The 16,969-nt window shown below is 69.6% G+C and carries 16 protein-coding genes; 13 read left to right on the forward strand and 3 right to left on the reverse strand.

What is annotated here, in order from left to right; translation table 11 throughout:
• The first annotated feature begins 119 nt into the window (after positions 1-119).
• The 8 genes from ACIQD6_RS33430 (at position 120) to ACIQD6_RS33465 (ending at position 7,434) form a co-directional block, all read left to right on the forward strand.
• Positions 120-776, forward strand: a complete 657-nt coding sequence (locus ACIQD6_RS33430; RefSeq protein WP_401890061.1) for an HAD family hydrolase — start codon at positions 120-122, stop codon at positions 774-776.
• A gap of 92 nt (positions 777-868) precedes the next feature.
• On the forward strand, positions 869-2,119 hold the full coding sequence (locus ACIQD6_RS33435) for an MFS transporter (RefSeq protein ID WP_401890063.1): 1,251 nt from the start codon (positions 869-871) through the stop codon (positions 2,117-2,119).
• Entirely contained in the window at positions 2,088-3,260 is a 1,173-nt protein-coding gene (locus ACIQD6_RS33440) for an acetoin utilization protein AcuC (RefSeq protein ID WP_401890066.1), read from the forward strand. The genes ACIQD6_RS33435 and ACIQD6_RS33440 overlap by 32 nt, the downstream gene beginning before the upstream one ends.
• A gap of 136 nt (positions 3,261-3,396) precedes the next feature.
• Positions 3,397-4,212 (forward strand): phosphatase, encoded by an 816-nt coding sequence (locus ACIQD6_RS33445; protein WP_401890068.1) that lies wholly within the window; start codon positions 3,397-3,399, stop codon positions 4,210-4,212.
• Between the two features lie 127 nt (positions 4,213-4,339).
• Positions 4,340-4,552, forward strand: a complete 213-nt coding sequence (locus tag ACIQD6_RS33450) for a helix-turn-helix domain-containing protein (RefSeq protein ID WP_014046653.1) — start codon at positions 4,340-4,342, stop codon at positions 4,550-4,552.
• Positions 4,553-4,662: 110 nt separating this feature from the next.
• Positions 4,663-4,761 (forward strand): 30S ribosomal protein bS22, encoded by a 99-nt coding sequence (locus ACIQD6_RS33455; protein WP_003948845.1) that lies wholly within the window; start codon positions 4,663-4,665, stop codon positions 4,759-4,761.
• A gap of 452 nt (positions 4,762-5,213) precedes the next feature.
• A complete protein-coding gene (locus ACIQD6_RS33460; protein ID WP_401890070.1) occupies positions 5,214-6,251 on the forward strand; it encodes an NAD-dependent epimerase/dehydratase family protein in 1,038 nt (345 codons plus the stop codon).
• Between the two features lies 1 nt (position 6,252).
• Positions 6,253-7,434, forward strand: coding sequence for a 1-acyl-sn-glycerol-3-phosphate acyltransferase (locus ACIQD6_RS33465; RefSeq protein WP_401890073.1), 1,182 nt, complete (start codon positions 6,253-6,255; stop codon positions 7,432-7,434).
• 127 nt (positions 7,435-7,561) lie between these two features.
• On the opposite strand, the gene ACIQD6_RS33470 is transcribed toward ACIQD6_RS33465, so the two are convergent.
• The 3 genes from ACIQD6_RS33470 to ACIQD6_RS33480 form a co-directional block, all read right to left on the reverse strand.
• Positions 7,562-8,797, reverse strand: coding sequence for a DUF5667 domain-containing protein (locus tag ACIQD6_RS33470; protein WP_401890076.1), 1,236 nt, complete (start codon positions 8,795-8,797; stop codon positions 7,562-7,564).
• A gap of 244 nt (positions 8,798-9,041) precedes the next feature.
• Positions 9,042-9,836, reverse strand: a complete 795-nt coding sequence (locus ACIQD6_RS33475; protein WP_401890079.1) for an ECF subfamily RNA polymerase sigma factor, BldN family — start codon at positions 9,834-9,836, stop codon at positions 9,042-9,044.
• Positions 9,837-10,257: 421 nt separating this feature from the next.
• Complete coding sequence (locus ACIQD6_RS33480) at positions 10,258-11,208, reverse strand: HAD family hydrolase (RefSeq protein ID WP_401890082.1); 951 nt, start codon at positions 11,206-11,208, stop codon at positions 10,258-10,260.
• A 150-nt stretch (positions 11,209-11,358) separates the two neighbouring features.
• Between ACIQD6_RS33480 and ACIQD6_RS33485 the strand changes: the two genes are divergently transcribed.
• The 5 genes from ACIQD6_RS33485 to ACIQD6_RS33505 all read left to right on the forward strand — a co-directional run bounded on the left by ACIQD6_RS33485 (position 11,359) and on the right by ACIQD6_RS33505 (position 16,908).
• Positions 11,359-11,637, forward strand: coding sequence for a glutaredoxin family protein (locus ACIQD6_RS33485; RefSeq protein ID WP_401890085.1), 279 nt, complete (start codon positions 11,359-11,361; stop codon positions 11,635-11,637).
• 480 nt (positions 11,638-12,117) lie between these two features.
• Complete coding sequence (locus ACIQD6_RS33490; RefSeq protein ID WP_401890088.1) at positions 12,118-12,906, forward strand: redox-sensing transcriptional repressor Rex; 789 nt, start codon at positions 12,118-12,120, stop codon at positions 12,904-12,906.
• Positions 12,903-14,258 (forward strand): glutamyl-tRNA reductase, encoded by a 1,356-nt coding sequence (locus tag ACIQD6_RS33495; protein ID WP_401890090.1) that lies wholly within the window; start codon positions 12,903-12,905, stop codon positions 14,256-14,258. The genes ACIQD6_RS33490 and ACIQD6_RS33495 overlap by 4 nt, the downstream gene beginning before the upstream one ends.
• Entirely contained in the window at positions 14,255-15,250 is a 996-nt protein-coding gene (gene hemC / locus ACIQD6_RS33500; RefSeq protein ID WP_401890093.1) for a hydroxymethylbilane synthase, read from the forward strand. Before ACIQD6_RS33495 ends, hemC begins: the two co-directional genes overlap by 4 nt.
• Positions 15,247-16,908 (forward strand): uroporphyrinogen-III synthase, encoded by a 1,662-nt coding sequence (locus tag ACIQD6_RS33505; protein WP_401890095.1) that lies wholly within the window; start codon positions 15,247-15,249, stop codon positions 16,906-16,908. Before hemC ends, ACIQD6_RS33505 begins: the two co-directional genes overlap by 4 nt.
• Positions 16,909-16,969 lie beyond the last annotated feature (61 nt).

Here is a 16,969-nt window from a genome sequence, read left to right on the forward strand (position 1 = left end):
CGAACAATTATTGTGGGAATGCCCCGCACCAGTCATGGTGCGGGGCATTTCTGCGTTCACAACCCATTTCCCGTTTCCTGTTCATCCGGCCACGAGCAGCCCCCATTTACAGTCTGAGCATGCGCTACGAACTGATCCTCTTCGACAATGACGGTGTGCTCGTCGACAGCGAGCCTCTCTCCAACACCATCCTGGCCGGCTATCTCACCGAGCTGGGACATCCCACTTCGTACGAGGACTCCCTGCGCGACTACATGGGTTCTGCCATGCATCGCATCCATGACCTGGTGGAGGAGCGCACCGGAAAGCTGCTGCCCGCGGACTTCGACGACATCTTTCATTCGCGTGTCTTCGGCGCTTTCGAGCGGGAGTTGGAGCCGGTCGACGGGGTGGCCGAGGTGCTGGAGAAGCTGGCCGCCGACGGGGTGCCGTACTGCGTCGCCTCGTCGGGGAGCCATCAGCGGATCCGGGTCGGGCACCGGAAGACCGGGCTGGACCGGTGGTTCGAGGACAGCGTCATCTTCAGCGCCGAGGATGTCGGGCGGGGCAAGCCGGCGCCGGACCTCTTCCTCCACGCCGCTGCCCGGATGGGGGTCGCTCCCGAGCGTTGTGCGGTGGTCGAGGACAGCCCGCTCGGGGTCGCGGCCGCCAGGGCCGCCGGCATGGATGTGTACGCGTACACGGCGATGACGCCCGTCGACAGACTGACCGGCGCCACCGGGTACTTCTCCGACATGGCGGAGCTGCCGGGACTGCTCGGCCGCCCCGCGTCCTGATCGACCGCCTCACCCCTTCGTCCGATTCGCTGCCTCATTCACCGCCTGATCCATCTACCCATGGGTAGATGGGCGCTCTACGCTGTCCGGCCATGACAGATGCGCGGTTGCGGCACGGTCGGGTCTCTCTGGCACTCAGCTTCTTCGTCCAAGGGGTGACCTTTGCCCTGCTGGTGACGCGTATCCCCGCGATCCAGGACCGGTACGGGATATCCGACGGACTCCTGCCCGCCTTCCTCGCCGCCGTTCCCGTCCTCGCGGGTGTCGGCAGTGTCGTCACCGAGAAGCTGGTCGGGCGGGTGCGGCCCGGGACGGTGCTGCGGTGCGCGCAGCCCGTCGTGCTGCTGGCGCTCCTCGGGGTCGGGGCCGGTGCCGAGGTGTGGCAGGTCGCGGTCGCCCTGGGGGTGTTCGGGCTGGCGGTCGGCGGGCTGGACGCGTCGATGAACATGCTCGGCGTGAGCCTTCAGAGGGCGTACGGGCGGAGCATCATGCTCGGCTTCCACGCCACGTTCAGCCTGGGCGGGATCGTCGGCGCCTCGCTCGCCTGGGTGGGCGCGCACGAGGACATGTCCCTGGTGGTGTCGTATCTGCCGGTGGTGGCGGTGCTGTTGCCCGCCGCGCTGATCGGCAGCCGCTGGTACGCGGACACCCGCGACGAGGACGACGAGGAGTCGCGGAAGACGGACAGCACCGGTACACCGAGCACCGGCATCGCGAGCGCGGGCACACCGGTGTCGTTCAAGCTGCTGCTTCCGTTCTGTCTCGTCATGGCCTTCGCCTATATCGGCGACTCGACGGTGTCGAACTGGAGCGCCAAGTACCTCCAGGACGTGCTGGGCAGCTCGGAGGAGCTGGCGACCGTTCCGTACAACGCCTATATGGTCACCACACTGCTGGGGCGGGCCGTCGGGGACCTGGGGGTGCGGCGCTTCGGGCCGGTGGCTGTCGTGCGGTGCGGGACGCTGCTCGCGGCGGCCGGGTTCGCGGTCGTGGCGCTGGCGGCCGGGCCCTGGGCGGGGATCGCCGGGTTCACGCTGCTGGGGCTCGGGCTGTGTGTGATCGTGCCGCAGACGTTCGCGGCGGCCGGGAGGCGTGCTTTCGAGAGTCATGGCCCGGCGGCCGGCGACGCGGCGGTGGCCCGGCTCAATATCTTCAACTATGTCGGTTTTCTGGTCGGTTCGCCGCTGGTGGGAGCGCTCGGGGACGCGTGGAGCTATCGCGGCGCGATGCTCGTACCGATGGTGATGGTCCTGGTCACTCTCCTGTACGCCCGCTCGTTCGAGGCGGATCCGGCCCGATACGGTGGCGGGCATGAGCAGCCGCGCACGGTTGATGTGGGATGACGGAGTAACGGCGTACGACTTCGGGTCCAGCCATCCGATGGATCCGGTGAGGCTCGCTCTGACCATGGGGTTGGTGCGGGCATTCGGGCTCGACCGCGCGGTGGACGTGGTCGCCGCGCCCGCCGCGGGCGATTCCACGCTGAGGCTCGTCCACGATCAGGACTACCTGGCCGCGGTACGGAGGGCCTCGCTGGACCCGCGGAAAGCCGATGAGGCGTACGGGCTCGGCACGACGGACGACCCGGCCTTCGCGGGGATGCACGAGGCGTCGGCGCTGATCGCCGGACAGTCGGTCGGCGCCGCGGAGGCGGTGTGGCACGGGGAGGCCGCGCATGCCGTGAACTTCGCGGGCGGACTGCACCACGCGATGCCAGGGTCCGCTTCCGGATTCTGCATCTACAACGACGCGGCCCTGGCGATCGCGCGGTTGCTGGAACTCGGCGCGGAGCGTGTCGCGTACATCGATGTGGATGTGCACCACGGGGACGGTGTCCAGACGGCGTTCTGGGAGGATCCGCGCGTCCTGACGGTCTCGCTGCACGAGCACCCACGGACGCTCTTCCCGGCGACCGGCAGGCCGGAGGAGACCGGCGCCGGTGCGGGTGAGGGCAGTGCGGTGAATGTGGCGCTGCCGGCCGGGACGGGAGACGCGGGCTGGCTGCGGGCGTTCCACTCGGTGGTGCCCGAACTGCTGGCGGACTTCCGGCCGGAGGTCCTGGTGACGCAGCACGGCGCGGACACGCACTTCGACGATCCGCTGGCGCATCTCGCGGTCTCCCTCGACGCGCAGCGGGCGGTGCAGGCGTCCTGCCACGACCTGGCCCACGACTATGTGGACGGCGGGCGGTGGGTCGCGCTCGGCGGAGGCGGCTACGCGGTGGTGGATGTGGTGCCGCGGTCCTGGACCCACCTGGTGGGGATCGCCGCGCACGCACCGGTCGATCCCGAGTCGGCGGTACCGGCGTCCTGGCGGGACGAGGTGTACGCGCGCACCCGGCAGTTGGGTCCCGGCCGGATGACGGACGGGCGGACGCCGGGCTGGCAGCCGTGGGACGCCGGATACGATCCGGCGGACCGGCTGGACCAGGCGATCCTGGCGACGCGCAGGGCGGCTTTCCCGTTGCGGGGGTTGCTCGCGTAACTCCTGTTGCTCTCCGGGGCAGGTGGTGCCCGGCGCCGTCCGCCGCGATTTCCCTACCGGACGTTCGTTACGCCAACTGTGCGGTGTATCCGGGGTTCTGGCCCCGGCCGGTGCCGGAAGGGGCAGCATCGGCAGGGTGTTGAGCACCGGAGCCCTGCGGGCGCATCTGCTGGCGGCCAGGCTGGCCGGTCCTGTGGCCACCTCGCGGGAGGTGAGCCTGCGCAGTTACCGTCTTTTCGCCGCCCGCGATCCACGCGTAACGCTCGGACTCGATCCAGAATGGGCATGGAGTGAGCGGGACTTGCTCGGGCTCATGGCCGACAAGTGCGGGGTGTCGAACGATCCCGGTCATGTGTCGGGACCCGATGTGATCGACCCGGAGCGGACGCTGAGCGCGCTGGACGCGTTCGCCGCGCGACTGCGCGAAGCCGTGGAACGCGGGTCTCCGGTGCTGATCGGGACGGGGCATCCGCACCGGCTGCTCGGGTTCTACGCAGGTCTGGCAGACGCTTTGTCGGCGGCGGGATGTCTCGTCCTCACCCCGGCGCAGGGCCGATGTATCGACATAACGACCCGGTTCGGGGTACGTACCTACAACCTCGGCTACGTACGAGGAGTCGCACTGGTGCGGGAAACCGGCGGGGTGTGCGCCGGGAGTGAAACCGGCGCACATAGCCACTCGCCACTGCCGGTTCGGGTGGCTCTGGAGGGCGCGGCGGAGGCCGGCGGGCCGCTCCCCGAGCTGGTCGTCGGGGACCACGGCTGGGTCTGCGGGGCAGGTCAGCTGGGCATTGAGGCCATCGGCCTGGCTGATACGGACGACCCCGCACTGTTCGTCGGAGAAGCCGAGGGGCGGGTGTCCGTGGCCGTTCCACTTGATGACGCTGTGCGGTCCGCTTACTACCGGCCGCTTACTCGCTATGTACTCAATCGGGCGTGTCTGTCACAGTAGCGGCCGAAGGCTGCTCCTCTTCCCCACTCGCATCACCCGCCCCTAGTCTTGGGCGTGAGCGCACAACGACGAAGAGTTACCGGAGGGGAAGCCGGTGGCCGTCGGGTGCGGAAGGTACAGGTGGGTCATGGCTGCTGGCAGCGAGAGGCCTCTCAACGAGGTCAAGTTCCTTACCGTGGCGGAGGTCGCCTCGGTGATGCGAGTGTCGAAGATGACCGTGTACCGCTTGGTGCACAGCGGTCATCTGCCGGCGATCCGGGTGGGCAGGTCCTTCCGGGTTCCGGAGCAAGCGGTTCACGAGTATCTCCGCGAGTCCTTTGTGGGGGTGGAGTCCGCGTAGGCCGTCCCTCGGATTACGTCCCTCACTCGGTGGCGGGTAGGCTAGGCCGACGTAGGTCGTGTGGGCCCAGACGCCCCGCACCGAGTGAAGAGAAGTGAGCGAGGGTAGTCGTGGGCTCTGTTATCAAGAAGCGGCGTAAGCGGATGGCCAAGAAGAAGCACCGCAAGCTGCTCAAGCGCACCCGCGTTCAGCGTCGCAACAAGAAGTAAGCGACAGCTGTTCGTGCATTCGCGGCCCTTCCACCGACACGGTGGGAGGGCCGCGGTGTTTGTTCCGGTGCTTTTCCACCGAGTGTGCCGGGGCCCTTCCCGGGCGCCCTGTCCTCGGCCCTTCATGTGGCCCTTCACGTGGCCCTTCCCGGGCTGTTTGTCGGCCAAAGTGCGCAGTGGCACGTCGTACGGTCATCACAGCGCAATACCGACCGGCTACGGTGGCGCCTAGGCCCTGTCTGACAAATAGCGCCGTCCGCCTGTAGGGCGGGGCTCGCGGTGCCTGGGGCGTGCAATCGCAAGGCGGAGGATCGCCCGTGTACTGGACGTACTCGGGCGACTCCGACAACGCAGCGAGTGTGCGTGCCAGGCGTCGCGAGCCAGGCGGGATTTGTCAGACAGGGCCTAGGCAATCGAGGGTGGCCTACGAGACCTAGGGGAAGGCGCTGATCTTGGGCAAGGTCGTGCTCGTGACCGGAGCGGCCAGAGCGCTGGGCGGGCGTTTCGTACGACGCGTTCAGCGCGCCTCCGACGTGGACCGGGTGATCGCCGTCGACGCGGTCACTCCCGAGCATCAGCTGGGTGACGCGGAATTCGTCCGCGCCGATATCCGCCGGCCCGCCATAGCGCGGGTCCTGGCCGAGCACGGAGTCGACACCGTCGTCCATTTGGATGTGACGGGGACTCCGCTGGGCACCGGCAGCCGTGCCACGGTCAAGGAGACCAATGTCATCGGCACGATGCAGCTGCTCGGTGCCTGCCAGAAGTCGCCGACCGTCAAACGGCTGGTGGTCAAGTCCAGTACGGGCGTGTACGGCGCCGCGCCCCGTGACCCGGCGGTCTTCACCGAGACCACGCCGCCCAAGTCGCTGCCGATCGGCGGATTCGCCAAGGACGCGGTGGAGGTCGAGGGGTACGTACGGGGCTTCGCGCGCCGCAGGCCGGACGTGGCGGTCTGTGTGCTGCGATTCGCGAACATCCTGGGGCCCGCCGCGGATTCTCCGCTCGCCGAGTACCTCTCGCTGCCCGTCCTGCCGACGGTCTTCGGCTATGACCCGCGGCTCCAGTTCGTCCATGAGGACGATGTCGTCGACGTCCTGCTGATCGCCTCGGACGAACCGCGGCGCGGGACGCTCAACAGCGGGACGTTCAATATCGCCGGTGCGGGCGTCCTGCTGCTCTCGCAGTGCTCACGGCGGCTGGGACGGCCCACGGTGCCCGTTCCGCTGCCCGCCGTGACCTGGGTCGGTACGGCACTGCGTACGGTCGGGGTGACGGACTTCGCGCCGGAGCAGATCAGGCTGCTGACGCACGGGCGTGTGGTCAGCACGGACCAGATGCGCGAGACACTGGGCTTCGTCCCCACGTACACGACGGCCGAGGCCTTCACGGACTTCGCGCGCGGCCGGGGCGCCGGGCTCCTGCCGCCCGAGGCCGCGGCCCGGACGGTCGACCGGCTCTCCACCCTCGTCAGCAAGGAGCGCATCTGACATGGCCGATGCCAAGGTCATCCCCTTCGGCGAGGAACCGAGGGCGAGGCGTAGCCCCACCGGCGGCCGGCGGCAGCATGCCAAGGACGGTGCCACGAAGCGTCCGCAGGGGCCGGGCCAGGGGCCGGGGCAGGGCGCGGGGCGTAAGGCGGGGCCGCTGGCGCCCGTACCGGAGCCTCAGGAAACGGAGCCGCGTACACCGGGGCCGCGGACCTCGGACGAGCGGACCTCGGACGAGCGGACCTCGGACGAGTGGACTTCGGACGAGCAGGTGGCCGAGGCGCGGGGAGCGGAGCAGGAGCCGGAGCCGGACGGCGAGGCGGTCCGTGAGCAGGGCGGCGGGCGTGGTTGGGAGCGGCGGATCGCGGGCGGGCTGGCGTTTCTGCGCCGGCGGGTCACCGGCGATTACGAGGTCGACGAGTTCGGGTATGACGAAGAACTCACCGACCAGGTCCTGATGTCGCTGATCCGGCCGCTCTACGAGAACTACTTCCGCGTCGAGGTGAAGGGCATCGAGAACATCCCGTCGGACGGCGGGGCGCTCGTGGTGGCCAACCACTCGGGGACGCTGCCGCTGGACGGGCTGATGATGCAGGTCGCCGTCCACGACAACCATCCGGCGGACCGGCATCTGCGGCTGCTGGCGGCGGATCTGGTCTTCATGCTGCCCGTGGTCAACGAGTTGGCGCGAAAGGCCGGGCACACCCTGGCGTGCGCGGAGGACGCGGAAGCGCTGTTGCAGCGCGGCGAGGTCGTCGGGGTGATGCCGGAGGGTTTCAAGGGCCTCGGCAAGCCGTTCAGCGAGCGCTACAAGCTTCAGCGCTTCGGCCGGGGCGGGTTCGTCTCGACGGCGCTGCGGGCGGGGGTGCCGATCGTGCCGTGCTCGATCGTGGGCGCCGAGGAGATCTATCCGATGATCGGGAACGCGAGGACGCTCGCGCGGTTGCTGGGCGTGCCGTACTTCCCGATCACGCCGACGTTTCCGTTGCTGGGGCCGTTGGGCGCGTTGCCGTTGCCGACGAAGTGGACGATCCAGTTCGGGGAGCCGATTCCCACGGACGGCTATCCGCCGGAGGCGGCGGAGGATCCGATGCTGATGTTCAACCTGACGGATCAGGTACGGGAGCAGATCCAGCACACGCTGTACAAGCTGCTGGTGCAGCGGCGGTCCGTGTTCTTCTGACCGTGCTTGCTGCTGCCTCCGACTGCCTCCTGATGCTTTCTTCCGCGTCTCGTGACATGACGAGGTGGGGTGTGGTGTTCCTGTGTCGGAACACCACACCCCACCTCGGTTGTCTCGGTCCAGACCGCTAGTCCGCGTCCTCGGCCCTGATGCCGAGTCCGGGCAGCAGATCCGGCAGCAGGGGCGGGATCGTGACGTTCGGACCTGGACGGTCGCTGGTGTTGCTGTTGTCGGACGGCGACGGCGTGACGCTGTTCGGCGGCGGGTCCAGCAGCCCGCCCGTAGTGCCGCCGAGCAGACCACCCTCCTCTGAGGTGCTCTGTGAGTCCGGGCCCGAATCCGACGGGCGCGGGCTGTCGCTGGTGTGCGATTCGCTGTCGCCCCCGCTCTTGCTGGGTGCGGACGGCGAGGGACGGTCCACGTGGCCGGAGCCGGTGGAGTCCTGAGTGGAGCCGGGGCGGCCGGTGGTGCTCTGGTGTTTCTCCGGGGGCCGGGGCAGCAGCGACTGGAGCGGGGCGACCTCTTGGTCTATGGCGTCGAAGACCGAACTGACTTCGTCGCCGACGTCCGTCAGCTGGAGGGGCAGCCGGTCGCGAAGCCCGTTCCACGGCTGGCGGTGTGCGGCGGAGAACGATGAGAGCGTGGCGATCGGGTCGAGCGAGCCGTCCCGTTCGTATGCCTGATGGAGCAGGCGATGGCCCTCGGTGACGTCGTGCTTCATCCCGCCCAGCGTGCGCCGGATCTCGGCCAGGGATTCGTGGTCGAGCTGTCCGGCGCGGTCGCGCTCCATCAGCCGACGGGCCTCGCCGAGCCGGGTCGAAGCGTGGTCGAGGAACAGCTCGCCGCGGTCGGACTCGTCGTCCGCCAGGTTGAGCTTGAAGTCCTCCATGCCACGCTTCAGCGCGTACAGCGAATCACCCGGCAGGGCGTCCGAACTGGCAGCGGCCACTCCGCCGAAGGCCCCCGCCGCCACGCCGACCGTGAGCCCGCCGGCCGCGAGGCTCTTGGACCAGCGGGATCTTGGGCGCAGTTTCCGGAGCGGGGAGGCCCGGTGGGCACCCCGGCCGGTGGTCCGCTGCTCGGGCACCGTAGGGCCCGAGGACACACCTCCGGCGGCCGTGCCTTCTTGCAGCATGGCCTCCATGGCTGCCACGAGCTGTGCTCGTTGCACCACTTTGACCTCGGGGTCCAGCGTGGGCCTCGGTAGCTCACCGAGACCACTCGCCAGGGCCAACAGCCGCCCCTGTCCGGCCGATTCGGCCGACTCGGCGGGCTGTTCGGCCGCCGCGCCCTGGACCTTCTGGTCTTCCAGGGCCTGGGCGAAGGCGTTCGCCCGCCGGTGTGCCGAAACATTCGCGATCACTGGCGGCACCTCCTCTCGTCATGACGATCGACTCCCCTGGGGGTCCGGAAGGTTGCACGCCTTGAGCGCATCCACACGATTGAGTGAGTGGCTGCGGGCATGGCGTGACCGCAGGGAGCCTGCATCCCGCACAACGAGCGTCGCGGCAGTTGGGTTACGCGCGGAGGATGATCCGACCAGTGCGTCATCGAGGCGTCACCGACTGTGAGTTGAGCCTTGGAGGGGAAGGCGGCGGCGGTGACGGTCAGCGGGCGTCTTCCGGGAGCAGCCGGGCCAGGGTGCGGACGGCCCGGTACTGCAAGGTCTTGATCGCTCCTTCGTTCTTGCCCATGACCCGGGCCGTCTCGGCGACCGAGAGGCCCTGGAGGAAGCGCAGTGTGACGCACTCCTGCTGCTGGGGATTGAGTTTCCGTACAGCTTCGAGCAGCGCCGCGTTCGACAGGGACTCCAGGACGGAGTCCTCCGGGCTGCGCTCGACCTCGTTCGCGTCGAGCATTTCGCCCGTGGTCACTTCGAGCCGGAAACGGCTCGATTTGAAGTGGTCGGCGACCAGATTCCGGGCGATCGTGACCAGCCAGGCGCCGAAATCGCGGCCCTGATAGGTGAACGTGGAGATCCGGCGCAGGGCGCGCAGGAAAGTCTCGCTGGTGAGGTCTTCCGCGGTCGCCTTACCGCCCACGCGGTAATAGATATAGCGATAGACGGTGTCGCTGTACTGGTCGTACAGCCGGCCGAAGGCCTCGGCCTCGCCGGCCTGGGCGCGCTCGACGAGTTCCATCATGCGGCCGCTGTCACTGTCGGCGGTGGGTCGGCGGGGGGTGGTCGAGGCGGAGGTGCTGCTTCGGCTTCCCCGTCTGCCGACCGCCGCACCGCCGTTCGCCAGGGCATAACAAGGACCGATAGGGCCGCTCACGGCAGGGGCCGGTGCGGCGAAGGCGGGGACGGCGTACGCGGTGGGGACGAAGCCGCGCAAGTGGTCGAGGACCGTTGCGCGCAGCGTAGCCAGGCCCGAGGCGTCAACCCCGACGTGTGGGTACACGGGACTCCCAGAGGCAGAGCTTCCATCACGTGCAGTGCGGGACCGTTCACTCGTCGTGGCGACGCGTGGGGTCCGGTATGCGTCTGAGGAGAATAACGCTTCGTACAGGCAGTGCTACACCCAGTTGCTCAAATCATCGATTACGTCGCTTCCGTGCCGCCTAGGGGGCGGATCGAGTAGCGCATCGTGACCGTTTGTTGATCGGATTGGGTCAAAATCTGCCTGCTGAGGTGATGGGTTGTGCCTGAGTGACGGTGGCGGGAGTGACGGGGGAGCTCGGTGGGTAGAGGGCCGCATCGCTCGTGCGGGTGAGCGCGCGGGGAGTGCGCAGACGTACGAAACCGCCACGGCGGCCGGGCGTGCCGTGGCGGTGCGTCATCGGTAGGTGTTTGCCGGTAGGTGGCTTTGAGGTGCCGGGGCTCTATCGGCGGCGGCGGTGCAGGGCGACCGCGGCCACCGTGCCGCCCGCGAGAGCGCCCACTCCGGCTGCCGCGGGGATGCCGACCTTGGCCGCTTTGCGGCCGGTCCGGTAGTCGCGCAGGCGCCACTCCAGTCCGCGCGCGTGCTTGCGGAGCTTGGAGTCCGGGTTGATGGCGTACGGATGCCCGACCAGCGAGAGCATCGGGATGTCGTTGTGCGAGTCGCTGTACGCCGCGCAGCGGTCCAGGTCGAAGCCCTCGGTGGCGGCCAGGGCGCGGACGGCCTCGGCCTTCGCAGGGCCATGCAGCGGCTCGCCGACGAGCTTGCCGGTGTAGACGCCGTCGATGGACTCGGCGACCGTGCCGAGGGCGCCGGTCAGGCCGAGCCGGCGGGCGATGATCGTGGCGGTCTCGACGGGCGCGGCCGTCACCAGCCAGACCTGCTGGCCGGCGTCGAGGTGGGCCTGGGCGAGGGCGCGGGTGCCGGGCCAGATGCGGTCGGCCATGTACTCGTCGTAGATCTCCTCGCCGATGGACATCAGCTCGGAGACGCGGTGGCCCTTGACGATGGACAGCGCGCTGTCGCGGGCGTCCTGCATGTGCTCGGGGTCCTCGACCCCGGCCAGCCTGAACCAGGCCTGCTGCCAGGCGAACCGGGCGAGTTCGCGGCGCTGGAAGAACTTCCGTTTGTAGAGGCCGCGGCCGAAGTGGAAGAGCGCGGCGCCCTGCATCACGGTGTTGTCGAGATCGAAGAACGCGGCGGCGCGGACGTCCCCGACGACGGGGAAGGCCGGCGTCTCGTCGGTCGGAGTCGCCGACGAGTCCAGCGCGTCCAGCGAATTCAGTGATTCCTGTGTGGACTTGAGCCCTGCTTCGGCTGCGGCCTCGCCTGCGAGCACGCTCCGGGCTGTGGCGGAGCGCCTACGGGGGGTGAGCCATCCCAGTGCGGCCATAGCGTGAGCATAGTCAGTCTGTTCGGTACTTCCTGACCGATGGGGATGCGAGGGGGTGAACTCTCCGCGACCGGTGTGTTAATCCGGCGAACGGGCTCGGCTGTGGATGACCGCCAGCACCCGGCTTCGCGCGAGCGGACAATGGCTTCCATGAGTCCTCTGTTGCGGCGTACGACAAAGAAGAAAGCCGGCGAGCGGATGGTGACGCTTGTCTCGAAACCGGGGTGCCATCTCTGTGACGACGCGCGCACGGTGGTCGAGGCGGTGTGCGCGGAGACCGGGGCGTCCTGGGAGGAGAAGGACATCAGTCAGGACGAGGCGTTGCACCGTGCTTATTGGGAGCAGATCCCGGTGGTCCTGGTGGACGGGGAGCAGCACACGTTCTGGCGCGTGGACGCCGACCGGCTCCGCCGTGAGCTGGGGGCCTGAGGGGGCGAGGCGCGTGAGGGAACGGAGAGGGGGCGGGGCCTGACGGAAGCAAGGGGGCCTGACGGAAGCGACGGGGCCTGACGGAAGCAAGGAGGCGTGAGTGGAAAGACGGCTACCATCGTGGGCGCTTTGCCGACGTCCTCCGGTGGGCGCGGTCCGGGTCATGGTGCGGTGCGGATGCTGCCGCCCGCAGGTCCGGGGGGCCAGTTTCCCGGGAGGGCCCCGAAAAGCGGTCTCGGGGTGGTTTCGGGGGCGTATTCGTGAGGAGTGTGTGCGGTTTTGCCCCCTTCGTGTAGGCAATGGGCTGATGCGTTGGCTGGTTCCGTGTTGGCGGGATCAGAACGCGTGACCCCGATCACTTTGCTCGGACAAAGCGGACACTATCTTTGTGCACGCGTTCACAAAGACATAGCCTGCATTCGACGGGGCGGTCCTGGGACATACGGCCGCCTGCAGCCCCGCTCATCCCGCAGGAGCACCGTGGCAACTGGCCGAACTCACCGACCGGCGACCCGTAGCCGAGGAATCCCCGAGGCCACCGTCGCCAGGCTCCCGCTGTATCTGCGGGCGCTGACCGCGCTTTCCGAGCGTTCCGTACCCACCGTCTCGTCCGAGGAACTCGCGACCGCGGCCGGGGTCAATTCCGCGAAGTTGCGGAAGGACTTCTCCTATCTCGGTTCGTACGGGACCCGTGGCGTGGGCTACGACGTCGAGTACCTCGTCTACCAGATCTCCCGCGAGCTGGGGCTGACGCAGGACTGGCCGGTCGTGATCGTCGGTATCGGTAACCTCGGCGCCGCGCTCGCCAACTACGGCGGGTTCGCGTCCCGCGGCTTCCGGGTGGCCGCGCTGATAGACGCCGACCCCGCGATGGCCGGCAAGCCGGTCGCCGGGATGCCGGTCCAGCACACGGACGAGCTGGAGAGGATCATCAGCGACAACGGCGTCTCGATCGGGGTCATCGCGACCCCCGCGGGCGCCGCGCAGCAGGTCTGTGAGCGGCTGGTGGCCGCCGGTGTGACCTCGATCCTCAACTTCGCGCCGACCGTGCTCACCGTGCCCGACGGGGTGGACGTCCGTAAGGTCGACCTCTCCATCGAACTCCAGATCCTCGCCTTCCACGAGCAGCGCAAGGCCGGCGAAGGCGCCGCGGCGGAGGCGGCCCTGCCGCCCATCGCGCGCGACAGCGCCGTCGAGGCCGCGGCCGACAGCGTCGCCGCGAGCCGGAAGGGACCCGACGGGGACGTTCCCGCGGTGATGCCGGCATGAGTCTTCTGGTCGTCGGACTGAGCCACCGCAGCGCGCCGGTGAGTGTGCTGGAGCGTGCCTCGCTCACCACGGACGCGCAGGTCAAGCTGTTGCAGGACACGCTCGCCGCCGAGCCCGCGACAGAGGCCGCGGTCCTCGCCACCTGTAACCGCATCGAGCTGTACGCCGACGTGGACAAGTTCCACGCCGGTGTCGCCGAGCTGTCCACGCTGCTCGCCCAGCACAGCGGAGTCAGCCTGGAGGAGCTCACCCCCCATCTTTATGTGCACTACGAGGACCGGGCCGTCCACCACCTCTTCTCGGTGGCCTGCGGACTGGACTCGATGGTCGTCGGCGAGGGCCAGATCCTCGGGCAGATCAAGGACGCGCTGGCGCTGGGGCAGGAGCTCCACACCGCGGGCCGGCTGCTCAACGACCTGTTCCAGCAGGCGCTGCGGGTCGGCAAGCGGGCCCACAGCGAGACCGGGATCGACCGGGCCGGACAGTCGCTCGTCACCTTCGGTCTGGAGCAGCTCGCCGGCGGTACGGCCGTGGAGGCCTGGGCCAAGGGCAAGCACGCGCTGGTGATCGGCGCGGGCTCGATGTCCTCGCTGGCCGCCGCGACGCTGGCACGGGCCGGCGTCGAGGAGGTCGTCGTGGCCAACCGCACGGCCGCGCGCGCCGAGCGGCTCGTACAGATCCTGACCGAGCCCGGCGGTACCGGCGTGCGCGCGCGGGCCGTCGGCATGACCGCCCTCGGCGACGAGGTGACACGTGCAGATGTCGTCGTGTCCTGCACGGGCGCGACCGGCCTGGTGCTGACGGCCGACGAGGTCGAGGCCGCGCGGAACGGCCGTACGGCCACGCCCGCGCTGCTCGACCTCGCCATGCCCCGCGACATCGACGCCGCCGTGCACCGCATCGCCGGGGTCAGGTTCGTGGACATCGAGTCGCTGGCCGAGGCATCCGCCGACGCTCCCATGGCGGCCGACGTCGACCAGGTGCGCACCATCGTCTCCGACGAGGTGGCGGCCTTCGGCGCCGCTCAGCGTGCCGCTCACATCACACCGACCGTGGTCGCGCTGCGCGCCATGGCCGCCGATGTGGTGAGCAACGAGGTCGCGCGCCTCGAAGGCAGGCTCCCCGATCTTGACGAGAAGCAGCGGGCCGAGGTCACCAGGACCGTGCGCCGCGTTGTCGACAAACTCCTGCACGCGCCCACCGTGCGGGTCAAGCAGCTGGCCAGTGAACCCGGCGGCGCCGGGTACGCGGACGCGCTGCGAGAACTCTTCGACCTCGACCCGCAGACGGTCGCAGCCGTCAGCCGGGCCGACCTGAATGACACCGACGGTGTAGGCAGAGGGCGAGTATGACCGAGAGAGCACTGAGGCCCGACAATGCGCCGACGACCGAGAAAGCGCTGAGGCTCGGCACGAGGCGCAGCAAGCTCGCCATGGCCCAGTCCGGGAACGTGGCGGACGCGGTACGTGAGCTGACCGGCAGGCCGGTGGAGCTGGTCGAGATCACCACGTACGGCGACACCTCCCGCGAGCATCTCGCGCAGATCGGCGGTACGGGCGTCTTCGTCACCGCGCTGCGCGACGCGCTGCTGAGCGGGGAGGTCGACTTCGCCGTGCACTCGCTGAAGGACCTCCCGACGGATCAGCCGGACGACCTGACGCTGGCGGCCGTACCGGCCCGCGCGGACGCGCGGGACGTGCTGATCGCACGCGACGGGCTGACCTTCGAGCAACTGCCCGACGGCGCCCGTGTCGGTACGGGGTCGCCGCGCCGCATGGCGCAGCTCAACGCCTACGCGCGGGGGCACGGCCTCACCATCGAGACCGTACCGATCCGGGGGAACATCGACACCCGGATCGGGTTCGTCCGCAGCGGGGAGCTCGACGCCGTCGTGCTGGCCGCCGCCGGACTTCACCGCATCGGCAGGAGCGACGAGGTGACCGAGTTCCTGTCGGTCGACACCGTCCTGCCGGCCCCCGGCCAGGGGGCCCTGGCTGTCGAGTGCGCCGCGGTCAACGTGGACCTCGCCGCCGTGCTCGCCGAGCTCGACGACCCGTACACCCGGGCCGCCGTGACCGCCGAGCGATACCTGCTCGCCGCCCTGGAAGCCGGCTGCAGCGCACCTGTGGGTGCGTTCGCCGACCTGCTGGCCGACGGACAGGTTGTCAACGAAATGCGCCTGCGCGGCGTCGTCGGCACGACCGACGGCTCGACGCTGGTGCAGCTGTCCACCACCGGTCCCGTACCCACGTCGCACGGCGACGCCATCGCGCTCGGTCGCGAACTCGCGTCCGAGATGCTCGCCAAGGGTGCGGCCGGTCTTATGGGGGAGCGAGCACTTTGAGCCCCACCACCTCTGACCTTCCGGCCTGCTCCGCATCGGGGCACGTCACCTTCCTCGGTGCCGGCCCCGGTGATCCGGGGCTGCTGACACTGCGCGCCGTCGACGCGCTCGCGGGAGCGGATGTACTGATCGCCGAGCCTGATGTGCTCGATGTCGTACGGAGCCACGCCAGGACGGGTGTGAGCACCCCGGCGCTGACGGTTGTCGACGAAGCGTCAACAGCCGCCGGAATTCCCGCGATCCGGGATGCCGCCAATCTTGTCATGGAGGCCGCGCGGGGCGGCAAGCGGGTGGTCCGTGCGGTCACGGGCGACCCCGGGCTGGACGGCGACGCGGGCACGGAAATGCTCGCCTGCGCCACCGCCGGCATCCCCTTCGAGGTCGTCCCCGGTATCGCCGCCGCGGTCGGTGTACCGGCGTACGCCGGGGTGCCGCTGCGCGATGCCCAGGGCGCGGACGTACGGTTCGTGGACGCCAGGACCGCCAGCGAGCGCTGCTGGACCGAGGTCGGCGCGAGCGACGGCACGGCCGTCGTCTCCACCACTCTGGACTCGGTGGCCGCGGCCGCCGGTGAGCTGGTCGCGGCGGGCCGCAAGCCCGACACCCCGATGACCGTCACCGTCGCCGGTACGACCACACGCCAGCGCACCTGGAACGCGACGCTCGGCACCATCGCGCAGGTCCTCAAGCAGGCCAAGGTGCTGCCCTCCCCGGAGGGGCATCAGCCCGCGATAGCCGTGGTCGGGGAGCGCAGCGCGGCGGCGCAGCGGGACCAGCTCGCGTGGTTCGAGTCCAAGCCGCTGTTCGGCTGGAAGGTCCTCGTACCGCGCACCAAGGAGCAGGCCGCCTCGCTCTCCGACCAGCTCACGTCGTACGGCGCGGTGCCGCACGAGGTCCCGACCATCGCGGTCGAGCCGCCCCGTACGCCCCAGCAGATGGAGCGCGCGGTCAAGGGCCTGGTCACGGGCCGGTACGAGTGGATCGCCTTCACCTCGGTCAACGCGGTGAAGGCGGTGCGGGAGAAGTTCGAGGAGTACGGGCTCGACGCCCGTGCCTTCGCCGGGATCAAGGTCGCCGCGGTGGGCGAGCAGACGGCCGCCGCGCTGGTCGACTTCGGTGTGAAGCCCGACCTGGTGCCGTCCGGCGAGCAGTCCGCCGCCGGGCTGCTGGACGACTGGCCGCCGTACGACCCGGTCTTCGACCCGATCGACAGAGTGTTCCTGCCGCGTGCGGACATCGCCACCGAGACGCTGGTGGCGGGCCTCATCGAGCTGGGCTGGGAGGTCGACGACGTCACGGCGTACCGCACCGTGCGCGCCTCGCCGCCGCCGGCCGAGACCCGCGAGGCGATCAAGGGCGGCGGTTTCGACGCGGTGCTCTTCACCTCGTCGTCGACCGTACGGAATCTGGTCGGCATCGCGGGCAAGCCGCACAACGTGACGGTGATCGCGTGTATCGGCCCCGCGACGGCGAAGACCGCCGAGGAGCACGGCCTGCGCGTCGATGTTCTCTCGCCGGAGCCGTCGGTGCACAGGCTGGCCGAGGCGCTGGCCGCGTTCGGCGCGCAGCGCCGCGAGGCGGCGAAGGAGGCGGGCGAAACGGTCACCCGCCCGAGCGAGCGCCGTCCGGGCAGCCGCAGGCGCCGTACGACGACCTGACCGGCGCGCTGCCCGAGCGGCGCTGATCCTCACGTAATGCCCCTTACGGACCGTGCGGTCC

This window comes from Streptomyces sp. NPDC088400 (assembly GCF_044753355.1).
GTDB lineage: Bacteria > Actinomycetota > Actinomycetes > Streptomycetales > Streptomycetaceae > Streptomyces.